This is a genomic window from Geminocystis sp. CENA526 (genome assembly GCF_050753365.1).
Lineage (GTDB): Bacteria > Cyanobacteriota > Cyanobacteriia > Cyanobacteriales > Cyanobacteriaceae > Geminocystis.
In genome coordinates this window covers 20254-36547 of the sequence record NZ_JBLZFY010000037.1, presented here as the reverse complement: position 1 = coordinate 36547, position 16294 = coordinate 20254, and the positions used below count along the sequence as shown (strand labels likewise).

The window sequence follows — 16294 nt, the reverse complement described above, 5'->3', positions numbered from 1 at the left end:
GATCGAGATGAGAACGCTAGTAAAAATATTAGAGAGGAAGGCATCAGAATTATACAAACGGATGGAATAGCCGTTTCTGCATCTGGAGGCACTGTAAGACCAAAAGGCGGACGTAAATCGGTCTTGAGGCATGAGCCTGTGAAAGATGAAGCCTACACTATACCGCTAGGTTAGTGTTAGTAGTTCACAATAATAGAATACAACCACAATACGCTTGAATCTTTTGAAATTTAGTCGCTTTAGCCGACTTGTGCTATAAGCCAAGAAATAAATTTCATGGCGAGTTATGAGTTGAAACCATTATCCCAACGTGTAATTCATTACACGTCTAATAGCTATCGTTCAATAAATTTAACTTAATTTTCCTGAAAAATACAACAATTTTTAATAATAATTGATTTGCTATAAAAAACTTTTAAGTTTCTATTAATTAACAAGAATAATTGGTACAGAAGCCCTTTCTAATACCCCTTGAGAAATTGAACCCATAAACAATTCATCGACAGAATTATAAGTATGTTTCCCCATAATAATTTCTGTGACTTGATATTCTTCGGCTATGCGCAAAATTTCTTCAGTTATAACCCCCGCAGTGATAATTATTTGATAATTAATATCCATTAAAAATTGTTGGATTGTTGTCTCTATCTCTCTTAAAATTTCTGGATTTTCTTCATCGTTGACGTGCAGAATTATCACCTCACTATCACTTTTTCTAGCTATTTCTGCGGTTTTGAGCAAAATGTCTCTCAAAGTTGCATCCGTAGGAATAGGAGTTAATAAGATACTTTTTTGAGTAACATTAATTTTCGTAGCATCCACTTCCCCTTTTTCTAACAATTTCGGAGCAAAAGTTGGAATCCCCCATGCGCCTAGGGGTGCAGTTATTAAAATAGATAATGCCGCTATAGCTAAAATAGTTTCTCCTCCCTCAATGCCTTGTGCCAAAGGAATACCCCCTATAGCCGCTTGTACTGTAGCTTTAGCACAATTACCCGGTAATAAAAATAAACGCTCTTTCCATGTCCAATTACTACCCCATGTGGACAAAAACCAACCTATACCACGTCCTATTAACGTTCCGATCGATAATAATAACACACCAAGTAAAAAGTAATTTTCTAAAACATCTAAGGGAATAGTTGCCCCTAAAAGTACGAATAAAATAATTTCTGCGACAGTCCATAAATTATCAAAACCCTTCCTCAAATTTCGAGCTAGAGGAGGAGAAAATTGAATCAAAAAAAACCCCATTGCCATCACCGCTAAATAACCAGAGAAAAAAGGATAAATTTCGGCACTAACCACCAAAAACAACGCCATAACCACCGTAATTAAAATATCTTGGGTACTGTTTTGAGTCCAATTTTGTCGCCGTAACAAGGATACTAATATTTTTGCCGTTACCCAACCCATAACAACCCCTAAACAGATTTGTATAATTATCTGAAAAGGTAATAATTGTAAAGAAGTGAGATGAATATTGCCTAAAGTGAATCCTTCTGTGGTATTAGTCAAAAAAGCTAATAATAAACTAAAAACTAACAATAACATCACATCCGATAAAGCACTCCCCGTTAAAATCGCATCACTGATGCCTTTTTCTACACCCCACCCCAAACTCTTTAACCGCAACATACCCGGTACAATTACGGCAGGAGATTCAGCTCCAATAATACACCCTAATAATAAACCCGTAGCAAAATCAAAATTTAATAACCACATCGAAACAAACGCCACTACGATCGATTCACCACCAGCAGGTAAAAAACCCAAACGGAGGGCAACTGTACCCTGTTGAGATAGTTTTTGAGCATCTAATCCTAATCCTGCCTTCATCAGAATAACCATGACAGCAAAAAGACGAAAAGAATCTGCTGATTCTAGTACGGTTTCACTTAGAATATTAGAAACTTGTGAGCCTAAAATGATACCAATTACAATCATTCCTACCAAAGGAGGTAACTTTAATCTACGGGCAATTTGCCCCGCAAAAAAGCCCATAAATAAAATCCAGATTAAGCCTAAAATCATAAAGATATTATATTTAACTACAAAATTAAAATTAATATAGTAAATTTATCCCAAATTCTCATAATTACTTAAAATTAATAAGTATTTTTTGTTTTCCCTTACTCTAATTATCAATTACTTACCTAGATGAATAAGTATATTCTTACTTTTTGCTCTTTGATTATTTCCTATCATAGTTTTACCCTTAGTGCTGTTGGTGAATCTCAAATATATAGCCCGATTCCATTACAACCAAATCAACTAATTTCTGACACTCTTTCGAGTGATGATATTCCTACAGGAGAAGGCGGTTTTGCCAAGGATTATACTATTTTTTTGAATAAAGGGGATCAAATTGCGATCGATGTGATGTCAGAGGATTTTGATACAGTGGTAATGCTAATTGCTGAAGATGGTACAACTGTAGCAGAAAATGACGATGCCCCTGATCATGATAGTAATTCCCTTCTTTTTACCCGTATTGCAGAAACAGGACGTTATACCATTCGGGTTAGAGCATTTGGGGCGGTAGGAAATGGTAAATTTACCATTCAATTAACGAAATTACAACCTATTGTTAATTAGAGGTGATGAAAAATAGGACTTACACACTTTTAACAATATTCTGTCATTCCGAGAGTAGCGAAGGAATCTCAATCCTTTGATTTTTGGTACAAGTGCGTAACTTCTAAAAAATAGACTAACAGATAGAAAATTATCATATTTTTGACTTTATTATTTATGCAATACTTTAAATTATAAACAACAATATTATGGATATTTCAGAAAAAGCCAAAAAAGTTGTTGCTTCCTCCGTTGCTGGTTTAGCCTGAATTATTCATGAACAAAAAATCAAAACTAAAAAAGCAGAAATTGAGATTGAGATTAAGGATTCCCCATTAAAAAAGCAAAAAAATTATTATAGCAATCCGTTATGAGTTGTGAGAATATGATCCCCCCCTAGCCTTAAATAAAGGGGGAATTTAGTTTAAATTTCTCATAAATGATTCCTGATTGCTATAATTTAACGGTATTGTGGTGGACAATAGGGAGAATTTTCGCAGGGAAAAGTGTTAATTACATTGATCATTTGATATAAACGACTAAATTTTCTCGGTTGTAAATAAAAGCCTATTTGGGGTAAAGAAATATTCCCTTCTTTTGGTTTTTTGGGAGTAGGTATTAACTCAATTTTTTCTTTGATTAAGATGTCTTGAAATTCGATATTTAACCTTTCAATTTGTTCCTTAGTTAAGTCATAATTAACTTTAACAACAAATAAATCTTTCACATAACGACAGGAATGATAGACTCGATAAAATTGTTGAATAGTCTCACAAGCCGTCTGAATATTATCGGTAATAGTATAAATTTGTGTATCTTCGGGTTGTATATAACCTCCTGCTAAAAGATGCTCACAAATATAATTATGCCAACTATGCCAATAATTTCCGTCTGGTTTATCCATCAAGACTAAGGGAATAGGAGGTTGTCTTCCCGTCTGACATAGGGTAATGGTTTCAAATGCTTCGTCTTGTGTACCAAAACCACCGGGGAATAGTACGATCGCATCACTTTCTTTTAAAAAGAATAATTTACGGGTAAAAAAGTACTTAAATTTAATTAATTTAGGATCATTTTGGATATAAGAATTAGCACTTTGTTCAAAGGGTAATTTGACGTTTAAACCAAAAGAATTATTAGCGGTAGCTCCTTTATTTCCTGCCTCCATAATACCTCCACCAGCTCCCGTTAAAACCATATATCCTAATGTTGTCACCACATGAGCAAATTCTTCTGCTAGTTGATATTCAGGGTTTTCGATCGAAGTTCTAGCCGAGCCAAAAATGGTAATTTTGCGACAATGACGATACTCGGAAAAAATACTAAATCCTTTTTCTAAATCCTTTAAAGTTGCACTTAAAATCTTCCATTCTAAAGAATCAAGTTTATCTTTTTGAACAATTTTTATAAAAGTTTTTAAAGATTTACTTAACCATTTATTACCACTATATTCAGGAAGATTAGATAATATTTCCTCCAGATTTAAAGCAGAATTGATTACATTTTTCTGTTTCAATAAAGACATTTTGCCTCCCATAAAAAATCCCACGTCACAAAAATAGTTAACGTGGGGTAACGTAATATGTTTAAGATTTCTTAAAGATGCTTTTCCAAAGTGTTAGAAAGAGTAGTTTTAGGCACTGCACCTACTACCATTTCTAATTTTTGTCCACCTTTAAAAACCATCAGGGTAGGAATACTACGAATCCCATACTGACTTGCGATTTGAGGATTTTCGTCGGTGTTTAGTTTAACGACTTTGACTTTACCTTCGTATTGTTGCGCGATTTCTTCGACAACAGGTGCTACCATGCGACAAGGACCACACCAAGGTGCCCAAAAATCAACCAATACTGGTAATTCACTATCTAATACGACTTCTTTAAAATCCGCTTCTTTTACTTCTGTCACTTCCGACATTTTACTTTATTCCTTAAACTAGATTATTTGCATTTTAGATACTATCAGATTTTACCATAGCAAATAATGGGATTCTTGCTCTCAATTATTTCTATAAGTTTACAAATACGGGTTTAGTTTCAAGAGTTACAAGTTCTGGTAAGCTAGATCAAAGTCTCCCATTAACTTCAGAATTAAATCTATTTCAAAATCATTAAGGTTTCTGATCAAGAACCAGAGGAGTGCGTTCTGTTAAAATTGGAAAACTGAGAAAAAATCAAAAGAAAATGATTTATGTTATTAATAAATAAGGATAAAATAAAGGTAATTACTGAATGTTTAAAAATAAACTTTCAAGAAATTTATCTCGATCGATTGAGTCAGTTAATTTTATTTGGTTCACAGGCAAGGGGTGATGCTCAACCTGATTCAGATATTGATCTTTTAGTAGTGTTAAAGGGAGAAGTTAACCCTGTAGATGAGATTAATAGAAATAGTTATTTTATTAGTGAGTTATGTTTAGAATTTGATGCTTTAATTAATTGTTTTTATCTATCTGAATTACAATTACAAGAAGATAATAAACCTCTTATTAAGAATGTAAAAAAAGAGGGTATTATTTTATGAATTGAAGATTATTTAATGGTTTATTAGACATCTCCAGAAATGAAAAATTAAATCAATTTAGATATTGAAATCGTTAAATTAATATAGTTTATAGTCATTTTCAATCGGGTAAAAATAATTATTGGAGAAGTCTATTGGTGAAAATCATTATCTCGCAAAGAAATAAATTTCATTGCTAATAGCGTAACTCTACTAAAGTGAGTTAATTTGAGCCAAAAATATTCAGATTTATAAGTTAGAGAAATCTTATCACGATCGAGCTAAGACTTTTTTAGCTTTTGGATGTGAAATTTAAAATTGGTGTTCATCATTCCACAAAAAATCATCAAAGATAAAATCACATTTTTAAAGTCGCTTTAGCAGACTTTTGCTATTAGCTTCGTCAATTTATTGCGAAGCGATTTTTTGTTGTTAAATATGAAATTAATGTATTTTCCTTACAGTTTAGCTAAGTTTAATCACGGGGTAATTTTTATGGGTTAATTTATCTGTTTTTAAATCTTTAGCAGTGATTAATAATCGTTTATTTCCGTCTATGGAAAATTCCACTTGAAAACATTTTTCTCCTTTTTTCACAGAAGTATTAGTAGTTAAAAAAGTCGGGGATTCTTCATTCATCCAAAAATAACTCCTCTCCTCTTGCTTATCGGGAGTCAAGGCACTTAAACGGGCTGAACCATTGGGATCAAATACCAATTCAATGTTATTATTACTGTTACTCTGATACTGTTGTCCTAACTCGAAAATCGCCAATCCTAAATGTTTTTGGTCATCATGGGATGCTTTAATGGTTAAACGGGCAATGTTTTCTGTCGGATAATTTGTTCCTCTTTTCACGAGGATACGATAATCATAATCCCCTTTTTCACTATTAAAATATCTAAGAGCGTAATCGTGTTGAATGTGATCATAAAAATCTACTCCAGCCACAAAAGCCGCCGCCCCCCTTGCCACTGCATCGAGGGGATTCGATAACATAACTTTATCTCTGCCAAAAATCCGCTTGAGAGTGCGTTGAATAGCCGGTATTTGACTACTACCGCCCACGGTTAACACTGCTTTGATGTTATCTTCGGTGTAACCCCTATCCCTTGCATCATTTAACGCCCTTCTAATAGCTCGATCGATGTCCGTAAATGCGCCATTTTCCTCTAAAATATCTTCTAGTAAGCTACGACTAAATTCAGCGCCAATAATCCCCCCCGTGTTAGGGTTAAGAATAGTTATATCGGCGGTTTCCTGTTGGGATAGACGAATTTTTGCTTGTTCACATTCTACTAAAATTGAGCCAGATAATTGTAAAATCTCCTCGTCACTGTCTTGGTACTCTGTTTGTCTCAAAACTTCACTATATAACCATTGATCGATCGTAGCACCACCGAGATTACATCCAGCTTTACCCAAAACACGACAACGACGAGTAGAGGAGATGTCTTCTTCTTCGATTAACACCACTGCTATATCTAATGTGCCTCCTCCAAAATCAAAGATTAAATAGACATCCCCTGCTTGAATATTTGCACCATAACCCAAAGCGGCGGCGGATGCTTCATCAATTAAGCGGAAACGAGACATTCCTGCGGTTTGTGCCACTTCTGTTAACCAGTTTTCGTAGTCTTCAAAGGCTTCCACTGGCACGGTAAAGGCGATTTCTTCGTTACCGATATTCAATTCTTGGGTGGCAAAAATTAACAGAGTGGAAAGAAAGTCTTTTCCTGCGTTTTGATAAGATATTTGTTTCCCGTGAATTTTGCGTTTAATGGGGCTACGATTAGCGATATAACGTTTTACCCATCGGAAGGTAGAATCATTTTTTTCGAGGTTGCGTTGTCTGACTTGTTGCCCTAACCAACGGCGATTATCATTGCTGTAGTGGATGAGGGAAGGAATTATGGAAATTCGCTCTTTTCCTTGTTGATAATAACTACCGTAGTCGGAAAGATGGAATGATTTACCCTCGCCGATGGTTTCATCCCATATTGCTATGATTGTATTTGATGTGCCGAAATCGATGGCAATTCTTCCAGACATTTAATCTATAATTGTTGAATAATTGAGCTAATTTTATTTTATAGAAGAATTTAAACCATGAGTCAAGTTATTACTAAAGACAATATTATCATAGAAGAAGTTAAAAATCTCACGGAGGAGCAACTAGATAAAGTTTTAGAATTTATCGAATTTTTACACTATCAAGATAATAATAAACAAAAAAAAGAAAAATGGTTAAAGATAGTAGAAGAAAACGGGAATAAAAAAGAAATATCTTTTGCTGAAGATGCTAAAGAATTTATCGGATGTGTGGAGGGGGATGAAAATTTATCTCAATTAAAACAAAAGTTAAAAAGAGTTAAACAAAATGAAATCTTAAAAGTTTAATTTACTGAAAAACATCGAGAAAAAATAAAGATGATTAGCAAAAATATTATTATTGATGCAGGAAGTCTAGTTGCTTTATTGAATAAAAAAGATCACTTTCATTCATGGGCAAATCAAGAAGCTAATAAGTTATCACCTCCTTTTTTAACTTGTGAAGCAGTAATTACAGAAGCCTGTTTTTTATTGCACGATGTTTATAAAGGGGAAGATGCTGTTATGACATTAGTGAAAATGGGCAAAATTCAGATTCCTTTTCAATTCAGTGAGGAAGTAAATTCCATTCAAGAATTGATGAAACGTTATCAATCTGTGCCGATGTCTTTTGCTGATGCTTGTGTGGTAAGAATGGCTGAATTAATACCAAATAGTAAGGTTTTTACTGTGGATAGTGATTTTTATATTTACCGCAAAAATCGGCGAGAAATGATAGATTTAATTATACCTAATTAATAAGGGCTAAAGCCCTCACTACAAACTTTTTATTCTATGAATTTTTGGACGATCGATCTCTTTAATACCTGATTTTGATAGCTAATTCCGACTATTTTAATGATAACTTTATCTCCTATATTAATCTCCACATTACTATTCAAAGATTGATGATAATTAGGCTCAAAATTCGTTACTTCTCCCACTTCACCAATAAAGGTTAAACCCTCTTTTTCAAACACATTTATTAAACGCTTAATGACAAGAAAAATATCTTCAGGTTTAACAGGTTTTGCTTCTACTTCTAATAAATATTTTTGCGTAATTAATTGACTTAAAGAAGATGCTATCTCACTAAAATTTTTTTGCTTTTCTGAAGTAATTTTACTCTCTAATTGTTGGAACTCTTTTTGCTGTTGTAAGTTCAATTCTATCTGTAAATTATTAACAGTATTTTCTTTCTCTTTTAGTTCTAATTTTAACTGTTGTAATGCTGTTTCTAAAGTAAGAATTCGATCGAAGGATTCATCTGAAGAAATAGCCTGAGAATTAGAAGATGAAAATAATTGTTTAAGCCAGTTAATCATAAGATTTGAATTAAAATTTAAAAGCATAGGAATTAGATATTGCACGTCAAAATATAAATAACAATTTAGACAACATTATTGCTTATCACAAATTCTCTGTTATATCACAATAAATTTCCCATTCTATATGTTCATTCTTGGGTTAAAGTTTGGCAAATTGGGCGCTAATAAAAGGGATGATGTCACGGTTTTTACTGTTTTCTTTCCCCTCAGTAAATACTATCAACAGATAGGGATTTCGATCGAGCATTTCAATATAGGCGCAATCGTGGCGTACCGTAGAAGTCCATCCTGCTTTTGACCATAAACTACTATCATTAGGTAAACTTTGCCCTAAAAAGCCATTAACTTGATTTTCCTCCTCCCCTTCTGATAAGGTTTTGCCCGTAACATTCCTTTTAAGTAAATCCATCATTTTTTGAGACGCAGTAGAAGACACTGCCACTCCGCCGATAATACTATGAAGTAATCTCGCCACCGCATTAGTGGTTAACATATTGCGATTCTCGTATATTTCCCCTAAAAACATCTTTTCTCTACCATAAGCTCCATCACACCATGTTTTTTGATTAACATTAATAGTGGCTAATTCTTCCCACCCCAAAGATTGATAATAACGATTAACAATATTTCTTTGATACTTCCATGTTTCAAAAGGTCCGATCGACAACTCCACCCCCGAAGTAGTACCACTGAGCATATCCACAATATAACTGGTAGCATCATTACTAGAGTCCACAATCATATCTTTAATAGCGCGATTCAACTCAGGAGATTCGCTAATCATGCCTCCTTGCAACCATTCATAAATAGCAACTAGATAGAATAACTTAACCACACTAGCGGGGTAAATTTTTTCATCTCCTCGATAACTAAAACCTTGTAAGGGATATTGCCAAAATTCTTGAGAAGATAAAGCGCCTCCAGTATTAACAATAACAGGCTCATCATAAACAATCCACGTTAAGGCAATCTGATTTTTCGCAAGGCTTGGAAATTCTTGCCATGTGGCATTTAAAATATTTTGCGCCTTCGCTGTGAGAGTGTCGTTAGTAGAGAAAAAAACCATATTGAATGTCATCAATGATTTTGTTGATAAAATAAATCCTAATATAAAACTTGACAAAAATATAGTTATGATAATTAGTCAGTGCTGAAAAAGTCTTTTGCCTTTTGCCTCTCTACTTATCAGTAAACTGAGATGCGTTCTAGCTTAACCAATTTCTTAACAACTTTGGCGGTTTACCTTAATTCTCAATTCCTAATTCCTTAGATGACGCAAGAATCTATTATCATAAGTAAAGTATTCTTATATGAAAAATTAAATTAACGTGAGTCAGACTAACTTAGAATTTTTAGCCGATACAGATCCAGCTATTGCAGAGATTATTGCTAACGAGTTACAACGTCAAAGAGGACATTTAGAATTAATTGCTAGTGAAAATTTTACCTCCCCTGCTGTTATGGCGGCTCAAGGTTCGGTATTAACCAATAAATATGCGGAAGGTTTACCGGGTAAACGTTATTATGGTGGTTGTAAATTTGTTGATCAAGCGGAAGATTTAGCGATCGAACGAGCAAAACAGCTATTCGGGGCGCAAATGGCGAATGTTCAACCCCATTCGGGCGCTCAGGCAAATTTTGCGGTATTTTTGACCCTTCTTAAGCCGGGTGATAAAATTATGGGGATGGACTTGTCTCACGGTGGACATTTAACCCATGGTTCACCCGTTAACGTTTCGGGTAAATGGTTTGAAGTGTGTCAATACGGGGTTAGCAAGGAAACCGAACAATTAGACTATGATCAAATCAGAGAATTAGCCTTAAAAGAACGCCCTAAACTCATCATCTGCGGTTATTCAGCTTATCCTCGCACGATCGAATTTGACAAATTCCGTGCCATTGCTGATGAAGTAGGCGCATACTTATTAGCGGATATTGCCCACATTGCAGGTTTAGTGGCTACTGGTTTACACCCTAATCCCGTGCCTTATTGTGATGTTGTAACTACGACAACTCATAAGACATTAAGAGGACCTAGAGGCGGTTTAATCCTCACCAGAGACGAGGAATTAGGCAAACAGTTAAATAAAGCTGTATTTCCCGGTACTCAAGGAGGACCTCTTGAACACGTTATCGCCGGTAAAGCCGTCGCCTTCGGAGAAGCCTTAAAACCTGAATTTAAAACCTACTGTGAACAAGTTATCCTTAACTCGAAAACTTTAGGAAATCAATTAGTAAGTCGTGGCTTTAAGTTAGTTTCTGGCGGTACAGATAATCACCTTAACTTAGTGGACTTGAGATCGATCGGCATGACAGGTAAACTAGCAGATCAATTATTAGGTAAAACTAGCATCACCGCTAATAAAAATACCGTCCCCTTCGATCCTGAATCACCCTTTGTTACCAGTGGACTGCGTTTAGGTTCTCCTGCGGAAACCACCAGAGGCTTAAAAGAAGCAGAATTTATCGAAGTAGCCAATATCATCGCCGATAGACTATTAAATCCAGATGATGAAGGGGTAAGATTAGATTGTATCAAACGAGTGGAAACCCTGCTCGATCGATTCCCCTTGTATCCTCATTTAAGAATCCCCGTACCTGCTTTCGCATAAATAGGTTTACCTGATGGTATTTTGATGGGGATAGTGAATAGTGAATAGTGAATAGTTAATAGTGAATAGTGAATAGTGAATAGTGAATAGTGAATAGTGAATAGTGAATAGTTAATTGTTAATAGTTAATAGTTAATTGTGAATAGTGAATAGTTAATTGTGAATAGTGAATAGTTAATTGTGAATAGTTAATAGTTAATAGTTAATAGTTAATTGTTAATTGTTAATTGTTAATTGTTAATTGTTAAGGAGCGATCGAGAATTTATCGTTACAATTGATTAATGATTTATAATTTCCTGATTCCTTGATGTTATTTACCCATTTTCGTTGTGGAATTGAAATTACTTTACTGGTGATTTTTGCCTTAATTTTAGCTTTTGTGGGGGAAAATCTCCATTTACCCATACCTTGGCTATTGATACCTGTAATTGTAAGTATAATCTGGTCGATCGTCAAAGATAAAAATAGTTTATCTATACCAAAACCCTTTAGTATAATCGGGCAAGGAATTATAGCTATTGTCACCGCCAGTCGTTTTTCTCCTGATGTTTTGACAGGCAGTCAAGAGTATTTTTTGCCCTTAATTATCTGTATTGCTGTCACCAGTATTTTAAGTTTATTCAATGGCTATTTAATTCATAAATTTACAGATATTGACTTTAACACTAGCTTTTTAGGGAGTATTCCGGGGGCGGGGCATAGTTTAGTTGCCATGAGTGAAGAAATGGGTGCTGATGCCATTACTGTTGCTATTTTACAATATCTTAGAATTATAATGGTATCCGTTATTGTGCCTACCATAGTTGGTTTTTTTCATACTTCCTCAAATAGTATTAATTTTGTCTCCCGACATCAATTATTGCCTTCCCTTCCCCTTCCCATAAATCTTCTAATTTTAGCTTTAGTGGCGATATTAGGGGTTAAAATAGGAGAATTATTCAAAATCCCCTCAAATCTTTTTTTAGGGGCTTTTATCAGCAGTTTGCTTTTATTTTCTTTTTTTCCCTACGAAATTATTATTCCTCAATCACTTTTTAGAGGAGGATTATTGTTATTAGGGTTATCGATCGGGGTAAAATTTGAAATACAAACCATGCAAAAATTATTGAAAGCCGTATTATTAGAAATAATTTTAGTTTTGATATTAATTGCCACTTGTTTTGTGGCAGGATATTGGTTTCATCTCGTGACGAAAATTGATACCTTGACGGCGGTATTAGGCTCAACTCCGGGGGGATTAACCGCTATGATGGCTACTGTTATCGAGTTAGGCGGAAATTCTGGTTTTGTCTTAACAATGCAAATGACAAGAATGTTATTAATTTTATTATTAACCCCAATTATCGCTAACTATTTAAAAATTTCTCAAAAAGCATGAAAAAGTTACAATTTCGATCGAAGGTGACTCAAAAGATGATAATTTGAGTTATAAATTAGTTGTAATGGCTTGTACTGGACAAGTAGGAATACATTGCTCACATACCACACAAGTTTGTTGTCTAAACTGTAACTTATAAGTATTGGGATTTAAGGTTAAAGATTCTGTGGGGCAGACTCCCGTACATAGCCCACAATGTACACAAATATCCTCGTCGATCGAAATTTCTCCCGTAGTCAGAGAAACACTGATATTATTGGCTTTCATCCAGTCAATGGCGGCATCAAGCTGATCTATATCTCCCGACAATTCTAATACTAATTTACCTACTTGATTAGGGGCGACTTGTCCTCGTATGATATTAGCGGCAATGTTAAAATCCTTTGCTAATCGATAAGTAACGGGCATTTGTACCACGCTACGAGGAAAGGTTAAGTTTACTCTTTTTTTCATAATATTTAGGGGTTGTTTAAAATCAATGGTTGATACGGGTTGAATAGTATTCAACCCCTACGTTAACAAAAAATCTAAAGCCACAAATCGACATTAGAGGATAGTAAAACTTTTGCCTCTTGCCTTTTGCCTTTTGCCTTTTGTTATAATGTATTATATTTTCGATTTATTATCAATAATCTTATAAAATTTATGACTGAAAATAATACGAATTCTCTTAGTCAAATCCGTAACATTGTTATTGCCATAATTGCCGTCACCCTTGGAGTTTTGTTAGCTTTAAGCTCTAATACTACAGTCAATAGCGAATCCTTAGAATCTCAGGCAAAACAAGCGATTCCCTTAGAAGTAGCAGTTAATAACGGTAAACCCTCCCTTGTGGAATTTTACGCTAATTGGTGTACCAGTTGTCAGGCAATGGCTCAAGATTTAGCTACTTTAAAACAAGAGTTTCAACAAGATGTTAATTTTGTTATGCTTAATGTTGATAATAGTAAATGGTTGCCCGAAGTTTTAAACTATGGTGTTGATGGTATTCCTCATTTTGTTTTTCTTGATAACCAAGGAGGTGCCATCGCATCTACTATTGGAGAGCAACCTTTAAGTATATTTCAAGAAAATTTACAAGCCTTAATTACTCATCAACCTTTACCCTACGCTAATAATAGGGGCAATATTTCCACTTTAAATCCTCAAAATACTATTATAGAGGGTAATAGTGATAATCCCAGAGATCATGGATAATTGAGAATTAAGAATTAAGAATTAAGAATTAATAACTATATTTATGATTAATTATATATTTTTTTATGTCTTTTTTGTTGGATAATTGCTTAATTTTAGTCTGTAAAGGAGCAGAATTTAATGCTGTAAATAAAGGGTTTAACTCAAGACATGATAGATTTCGATCGAACTTAATTAAAGCAACAATTATCACTTTACCCATAGGAATAAATCCCGTAAATCAACGCTTACTAGATTTTAAAAATGAAAACAAATCAGTTTTATTACTAGGCTTAAGTGGCAGTTTATCCCCTAAATATAAAGTAGGAGATGTGGTAATTTATGAAAGTTCTAGTTATCTTGATCATCAACAAAAAATTATAACAAAATATTGCGATCGAGATATGAATAATTGGTTAAAAGATACTTTAAAAGTGCCAATTGTTAAAGGGATTACTACCGATAAATTAATTCATTCTTCACAAGAAAAAGAGCAATTAAATTCATGGGGTGAAGTAGTGGATATGGAAAGTTTTGCTGTGATGAGTAATTTTAAATCCGTATCTGTCGTAAGAGTGATTAGTGATAATTATGATGATAATTTACCGAATTTAAACGATGCTATCACAACCCAAGGCACACTAGATAATTTTAAAATGTCTAGGGTATTTATACAACAACCAATAAAGGCAATAACTTTGATAAAAAATGCCTTATGGAGTTTAAAAAAGCTGGAAAAAGTAAGTCATCAAATTTTTATCTCAAGATAATCGATTTTACAGAGATTTTAAGTGATAACGATCGAAAATTTCAATTAATTCTTGGGGGTGATGAATTAAAAAATCAGGATTATATTGAGTTAAAACCTGTGCCGAATTAAAGCCCCAAGTCACAGCAATCATTTTTATTTTACTTTTTCGGGCAGCCTCAATATCTCTGGTTTCATCTCCGACATAAAATATACTTTCTAAGGGAAAATCATGTTGTTTAATAATTTTTTTTAAAATTCTATCCTTACCAAATAATGTGGAGGCTGAATAAACAAAATCAAAATAAATTTCTAACTTATTATGACTTAAAAACTCTAACACATTTTCTTTTAAATTAGATGTCACAATACCTAATAAAAAACCTTGCTGTTTCAAACTATTTAACATCTCTTTTATTCCCTTAAAAGGTTGAAGATTACCTATTTGTTGATTCAACTCTTTCTTTACTTTTCTTAACAAAAATGGGATTTTATAGGCGGGAATAGAAGATTGATATAAGATGTCTCTGGAGCTTAAATTACTTAATCTAATTATTTCATCTTCTGTCACTCGATCGAACCCATATTCAGGGGCTAAATTATTGCCAATTTCCAATAAAGTATTGCGACTATCAGCAATCGTACCATCAAAGTCGAAGATAATTACTTTTTCTATCATGAAATCATTTATTTTTCGTTATTTAACTTACAATCTAAAACCTAATACTATTAATCATCACAAAACCATGAAGCAACTTCAAGTTATGATTACCTATTACCCACCTTCATCATTATCTTTTCTTTCCTGACTAAGTAAGCCAAGACGCATCTAAGTTGTTGATGATTTTGTTATAAATACTTAAACAAATCTTCCCAGTCTCCTAGTCTCCCAGTCTTACCTTCATCAGTAAATGTAAATGCGTTTTAGCTTATATTTATTTGAGCTTGGGCATTGCGTCGCCACATTGTGGGTTTAATACGGCGTAAAGCTGAACCTTGAAAGCGCTTATTCCATTCTACTTCATCTATCTGCGCTAATTCCATTAACTTAGGATTAAGATTATCAGGATAGGGAAAAAAATCTGTAATATCCGTTACTTTTGCAAATCTTTGATTCCAAGGGCAAACATCTTGACAAATATCACAACCTGCTACCCAACCGTTTAATTTTGAGGCGATTTCAGGGGGTAATTCTGGTTGACGGTTTTCAATGGTATGATAGGCTATACAAAGGTTAGCATTAACCACAAAAGGCTCAGTAATCGCTTGAGTCGGACAAGCATCTATACACCTTGTACAAGTACCACAATGATTAGTATGAACTCGATCGGGTAAAAGTTCAAGATTTGTCAGGATTTCTCCTAAAAACACCCAACTACCATAGTCTGTAGTAATCACATTACCATTTTTGGCAACCCAACCAATTCCTGCCTGTTGCGCCCAAAATTTATCTTGCACGGGTGCAGTATCAACACAATATCTAGCCTGAATTTGCTCATTTTGACTGATTAACCAATGACTCAAAATTTTCAGTTTTTTTGTCATTACTTTATGATAATCCCTACCCCAACCATAGCGAGAAATTTTACCGATGTCGGGGGATTCACTATGTTCATGAGGAGTATAATAGTTTAAGGCTACAGATACGATCGATTTTACCTCAGGAAAGCCCGTGAGAATATCTTGTCTTTTAGGATTATTCATCCACGCCATATCAGCTTGATAACCTTTGTCTAACCATGATTGAAGTCGTTGCTTATTTTCTTGTTGTGTGTCTATATTAAAATCCACCCTAGCAATACCCACTTTATGAAAACCAATATCTAGGGCGTGTTGTTTAACATCTTCACTGGTAATAATTGAATGATTCATAATTTT

At 34.1% G+C, this 16294-nt stretch carries 17 protein-coding genes; 8 read left to right on the top strand and 9 right to left on the bottom strand.

Annotation, left to right across the window (positions count from 1 at the left end):
- Window positions 1-426 precede the first annotated feature (426 nt).
- The gene (locus tag ACN4EE_RS11775; protein ID WP_431706637.1) at window positions 427-2034 is read right to left on the bottom strand and encodes a cation:proton antiporter; all 1608 of its coding nucleotides are present in this window, start codon (window positions 2032-2034) and stop codon (window positions 427-429) included.
- A 126-nt stretch (window positions 2035-2160) separates the two neighbouring features.
- Between ACN4EE_RS11775 and ACN4EE_RS11770 the strand changes: the two genes are divergently transcribed.
- Window positions 2161-2598 (top strand): PPC domain-containing protein, encoded by a 438-nt coding sequence (locus ACN4EE_RS11770; RefSeq protein ID WP_431706636.1) that lies wholly within the window; start codon window positions 2161-2163, stop codon window positions 2596-2598.
- A 439-nt stretch (window positions 2599-3037) separates the two neighbouring features.
- On the opposite strand, the gene ACN4EE_RS11765 is transcribed toward ACN4EE_RS11770, so the two are convergent.
- A complete protein-coding gene (locus ACN4EE_RS11765) occupies window positions 3038-4102 on the bottom strand; it encodes an LOG family protein (protein ID WP_431706635.1) in 1065 nt (354 codons plus the stop codon).
- Window positions 4103-4173: 71 nt separating this feature from the next.
- Entirely contained in the window at window positions 4174-4497 is a 324-nt protein-coding gene (trxA, locus tag ACN4EE_RS11760) for a thioredoxin (protein WP_017294944.1), read from the bottom strand.
- A gap of 273 nt (window positions 4498-4770) precedes the next feature.
- Between trxA and ACN4EE_RS11755 the strand changes: the two genes are divergently transcribed.
- A complete protein-coding gene (locus ACN4EE_RS11755) occupies window positions 4771-5103 on the top strand; it encodes a nucleotidyltransferase domain-containing protein (RefSeq protein WP_431706634.1) in 333 nt (110 codons plus the stop codon).
- 444 nt (window positions 5104-5547) lie between these two features.
- On the opposite strand, the gene ACN4EE_RS11750 is transcribed toward ACN4EE_RS11755, so the two are convergent.
- Window positions 5548-7134, bottom strand: a complete 1587-nt coding sequence (locus ACN4EE_RS11750) for an Hsp70 family protein (RefSeq protein ID WP_431706633.1) — start codon at window positions 7132-7134, stop codon at window positions 5548-5550.
- A gap of 57 nt (window positions 7135-7191) precedes the next feature.
- Here ACN4EE_RS11750 and ACN4EE_RS11745 point away from each other — a divergent pair, with 57 nt between their 5' ends.
- Together ACN4EE_RS11745 and ACN4EE_RS11740 are read left to right on the top strand one after the other, a co-directional pair.
- Window positions 7192-7482: a hypothetical protein gene (locus ACN4EE_RS11745; protein ID WP_431706632.1), complete on the top strand. Its 291-nt coding sequence runs from the start codon at window positions 7192-7194 to the stop codon at window positions 7480-7482.
- A 30-nt stretch (window positions 7483-7512) separates the two neighbouring features.
- Window positions 7513-7932: a type II toxin-antitoxin system VapC family toxin gene (locus tag ACN4EE_RS11740; protein ID WP_431706631.1), complete on the top strand. Its 420-nt coding sequence runs from the start codon at window positions 7513-7515 to the stop codon at window positions 7930-7932.
- 29 nt (window positions 7933-7961) lie between these two features.
- Here the strand turns inward: ACN4EE_RS11740 and ACN4EE_RS11735 are convergent, their stop codons facing one another.
- Window positions 7962-8498 carry a hypothetical protein gene (locus tag ACN4EE_RS11735; RefSeq protein ID WP_431706630.1) on the bottom strand — a complete coding sequence of 179 codons (537 nt, stop codon included), beginning with the start codon at window positions 8496-8498 and terminating at the stop codon, window positions 7962-7964.
- 142 nt (window positions 8499-8640) lie between these two features.
- Window positions 8641-9567 (bottom strand): serine hydrolase, encoded by a 927-nt coding sequence (locus ACN4EE_RS11730; protein ID WP_431706629.1) that lies wholly within the window; start codon window positions 9565-9567, stop codon window positions 8641-8643.
- A 262-nt stretch (window positions 9568-9829) separates the two neighbouring features.
- Between ACN4EE_RS11730 and glyA the strand changes: the two genes are divergently transcribed.
- On the top strand, window positions 9830-11113 hold the full coding sequence (gene glyA, locus ACN4EE_RS11725) for a serine hydroxymethyltransferase (protein WP_431706628.1): 1284 nt from the start codon (window positions 9830-9832) through the stop codon (window positions 11111-11113).
- A 308-nt stretch (window positions 11114-11421) separates the two neighbouring features.
- Window positions 11422-12492: an AbrB family transcriptional regulator gene (locus ACN4EE_RS11720; protein WP_431706627.1), complete on the top strand. Its 1071-nt coding sequence runs from the start codon at window positions 11422-11424 to the stop codon at window positions 12490-12492.
- Between the two features lie 48 nt (window positions 12493-12540).
- Here the strand turns inward: ACN4EE_RS11720 and ACN4EE_RS11715 are convergent, their stop codons facing one another.
- Window positions 12541-12945, bottom strand: coding sequence for an NIL domain-containing protein (locus ACN4EE_RS11715; protein ID WP_431706626.1), 405 nt, complete (start codon window positions 12943-12945; stop codon window positions 12541-12543).
- Window positions 12946-13137: 192 nt separating this feature from the next.
- Between ACN4EE_RS11715 and ACN4EE_RS11710 the strand changes: the two genes are divergently transcribed.
- Both ACN4EE_RS11710 and ACN4EE_RS11705 read left to right on the top strand, forming a co-directional pair.
- Window positions 13138-13689: a thioredoxin family protein gene (locus ACN4EE_RS11710; protein ID WP_431706625.1), complete on the top strand. Its 552-nt coding sequence runs from the start codon at window positions 13138-13140 to the stop codon at window positions 13687-13689.
- Between the two features lie 65 nt (window positions 13690-13754).
- Entirely contained in the window at window positions 13755-14438 is a 684-nt protein-coding gene (locus ACN4EE_RS11705; protein WP_431706624.1) for a phosphorylase family protein, read from the top strand.
- Between the two features lie 6 nt (window positions 14439-14444).
- On the opposite strand, the gene ACN4EE_RS11700 is transcribed toward ACN4EE_RS11705, so the two are convergent.
- On the bottom strand, window positions 14445-15095 hold the full coding sequence (locus tag ACN4EE_RS11700) for an HAD-IA family hydrolase (protein ID WP_431706623.1): 651 nt from the start codon (window positions 15093-15095) through the stop codon (window positions 14445-14447).
- A gap of 245 nt (window positions 15096-15340) precedes the next feature.
- Window positions 15341-16288: a tRNA epoxyqueuosine(34) reductase QueG gene (gene queG / locus ACN4EE_RS11695; RefSeq protein WP_431706622.1), complete on the bottom strand. Its 948-nt coding sequence runs from the start codon at window positions 16286-16288 to the stop codon at window positions 15341-15343.
- Window positions 16289-16294 lie beyond the last annotated feature (6 nt).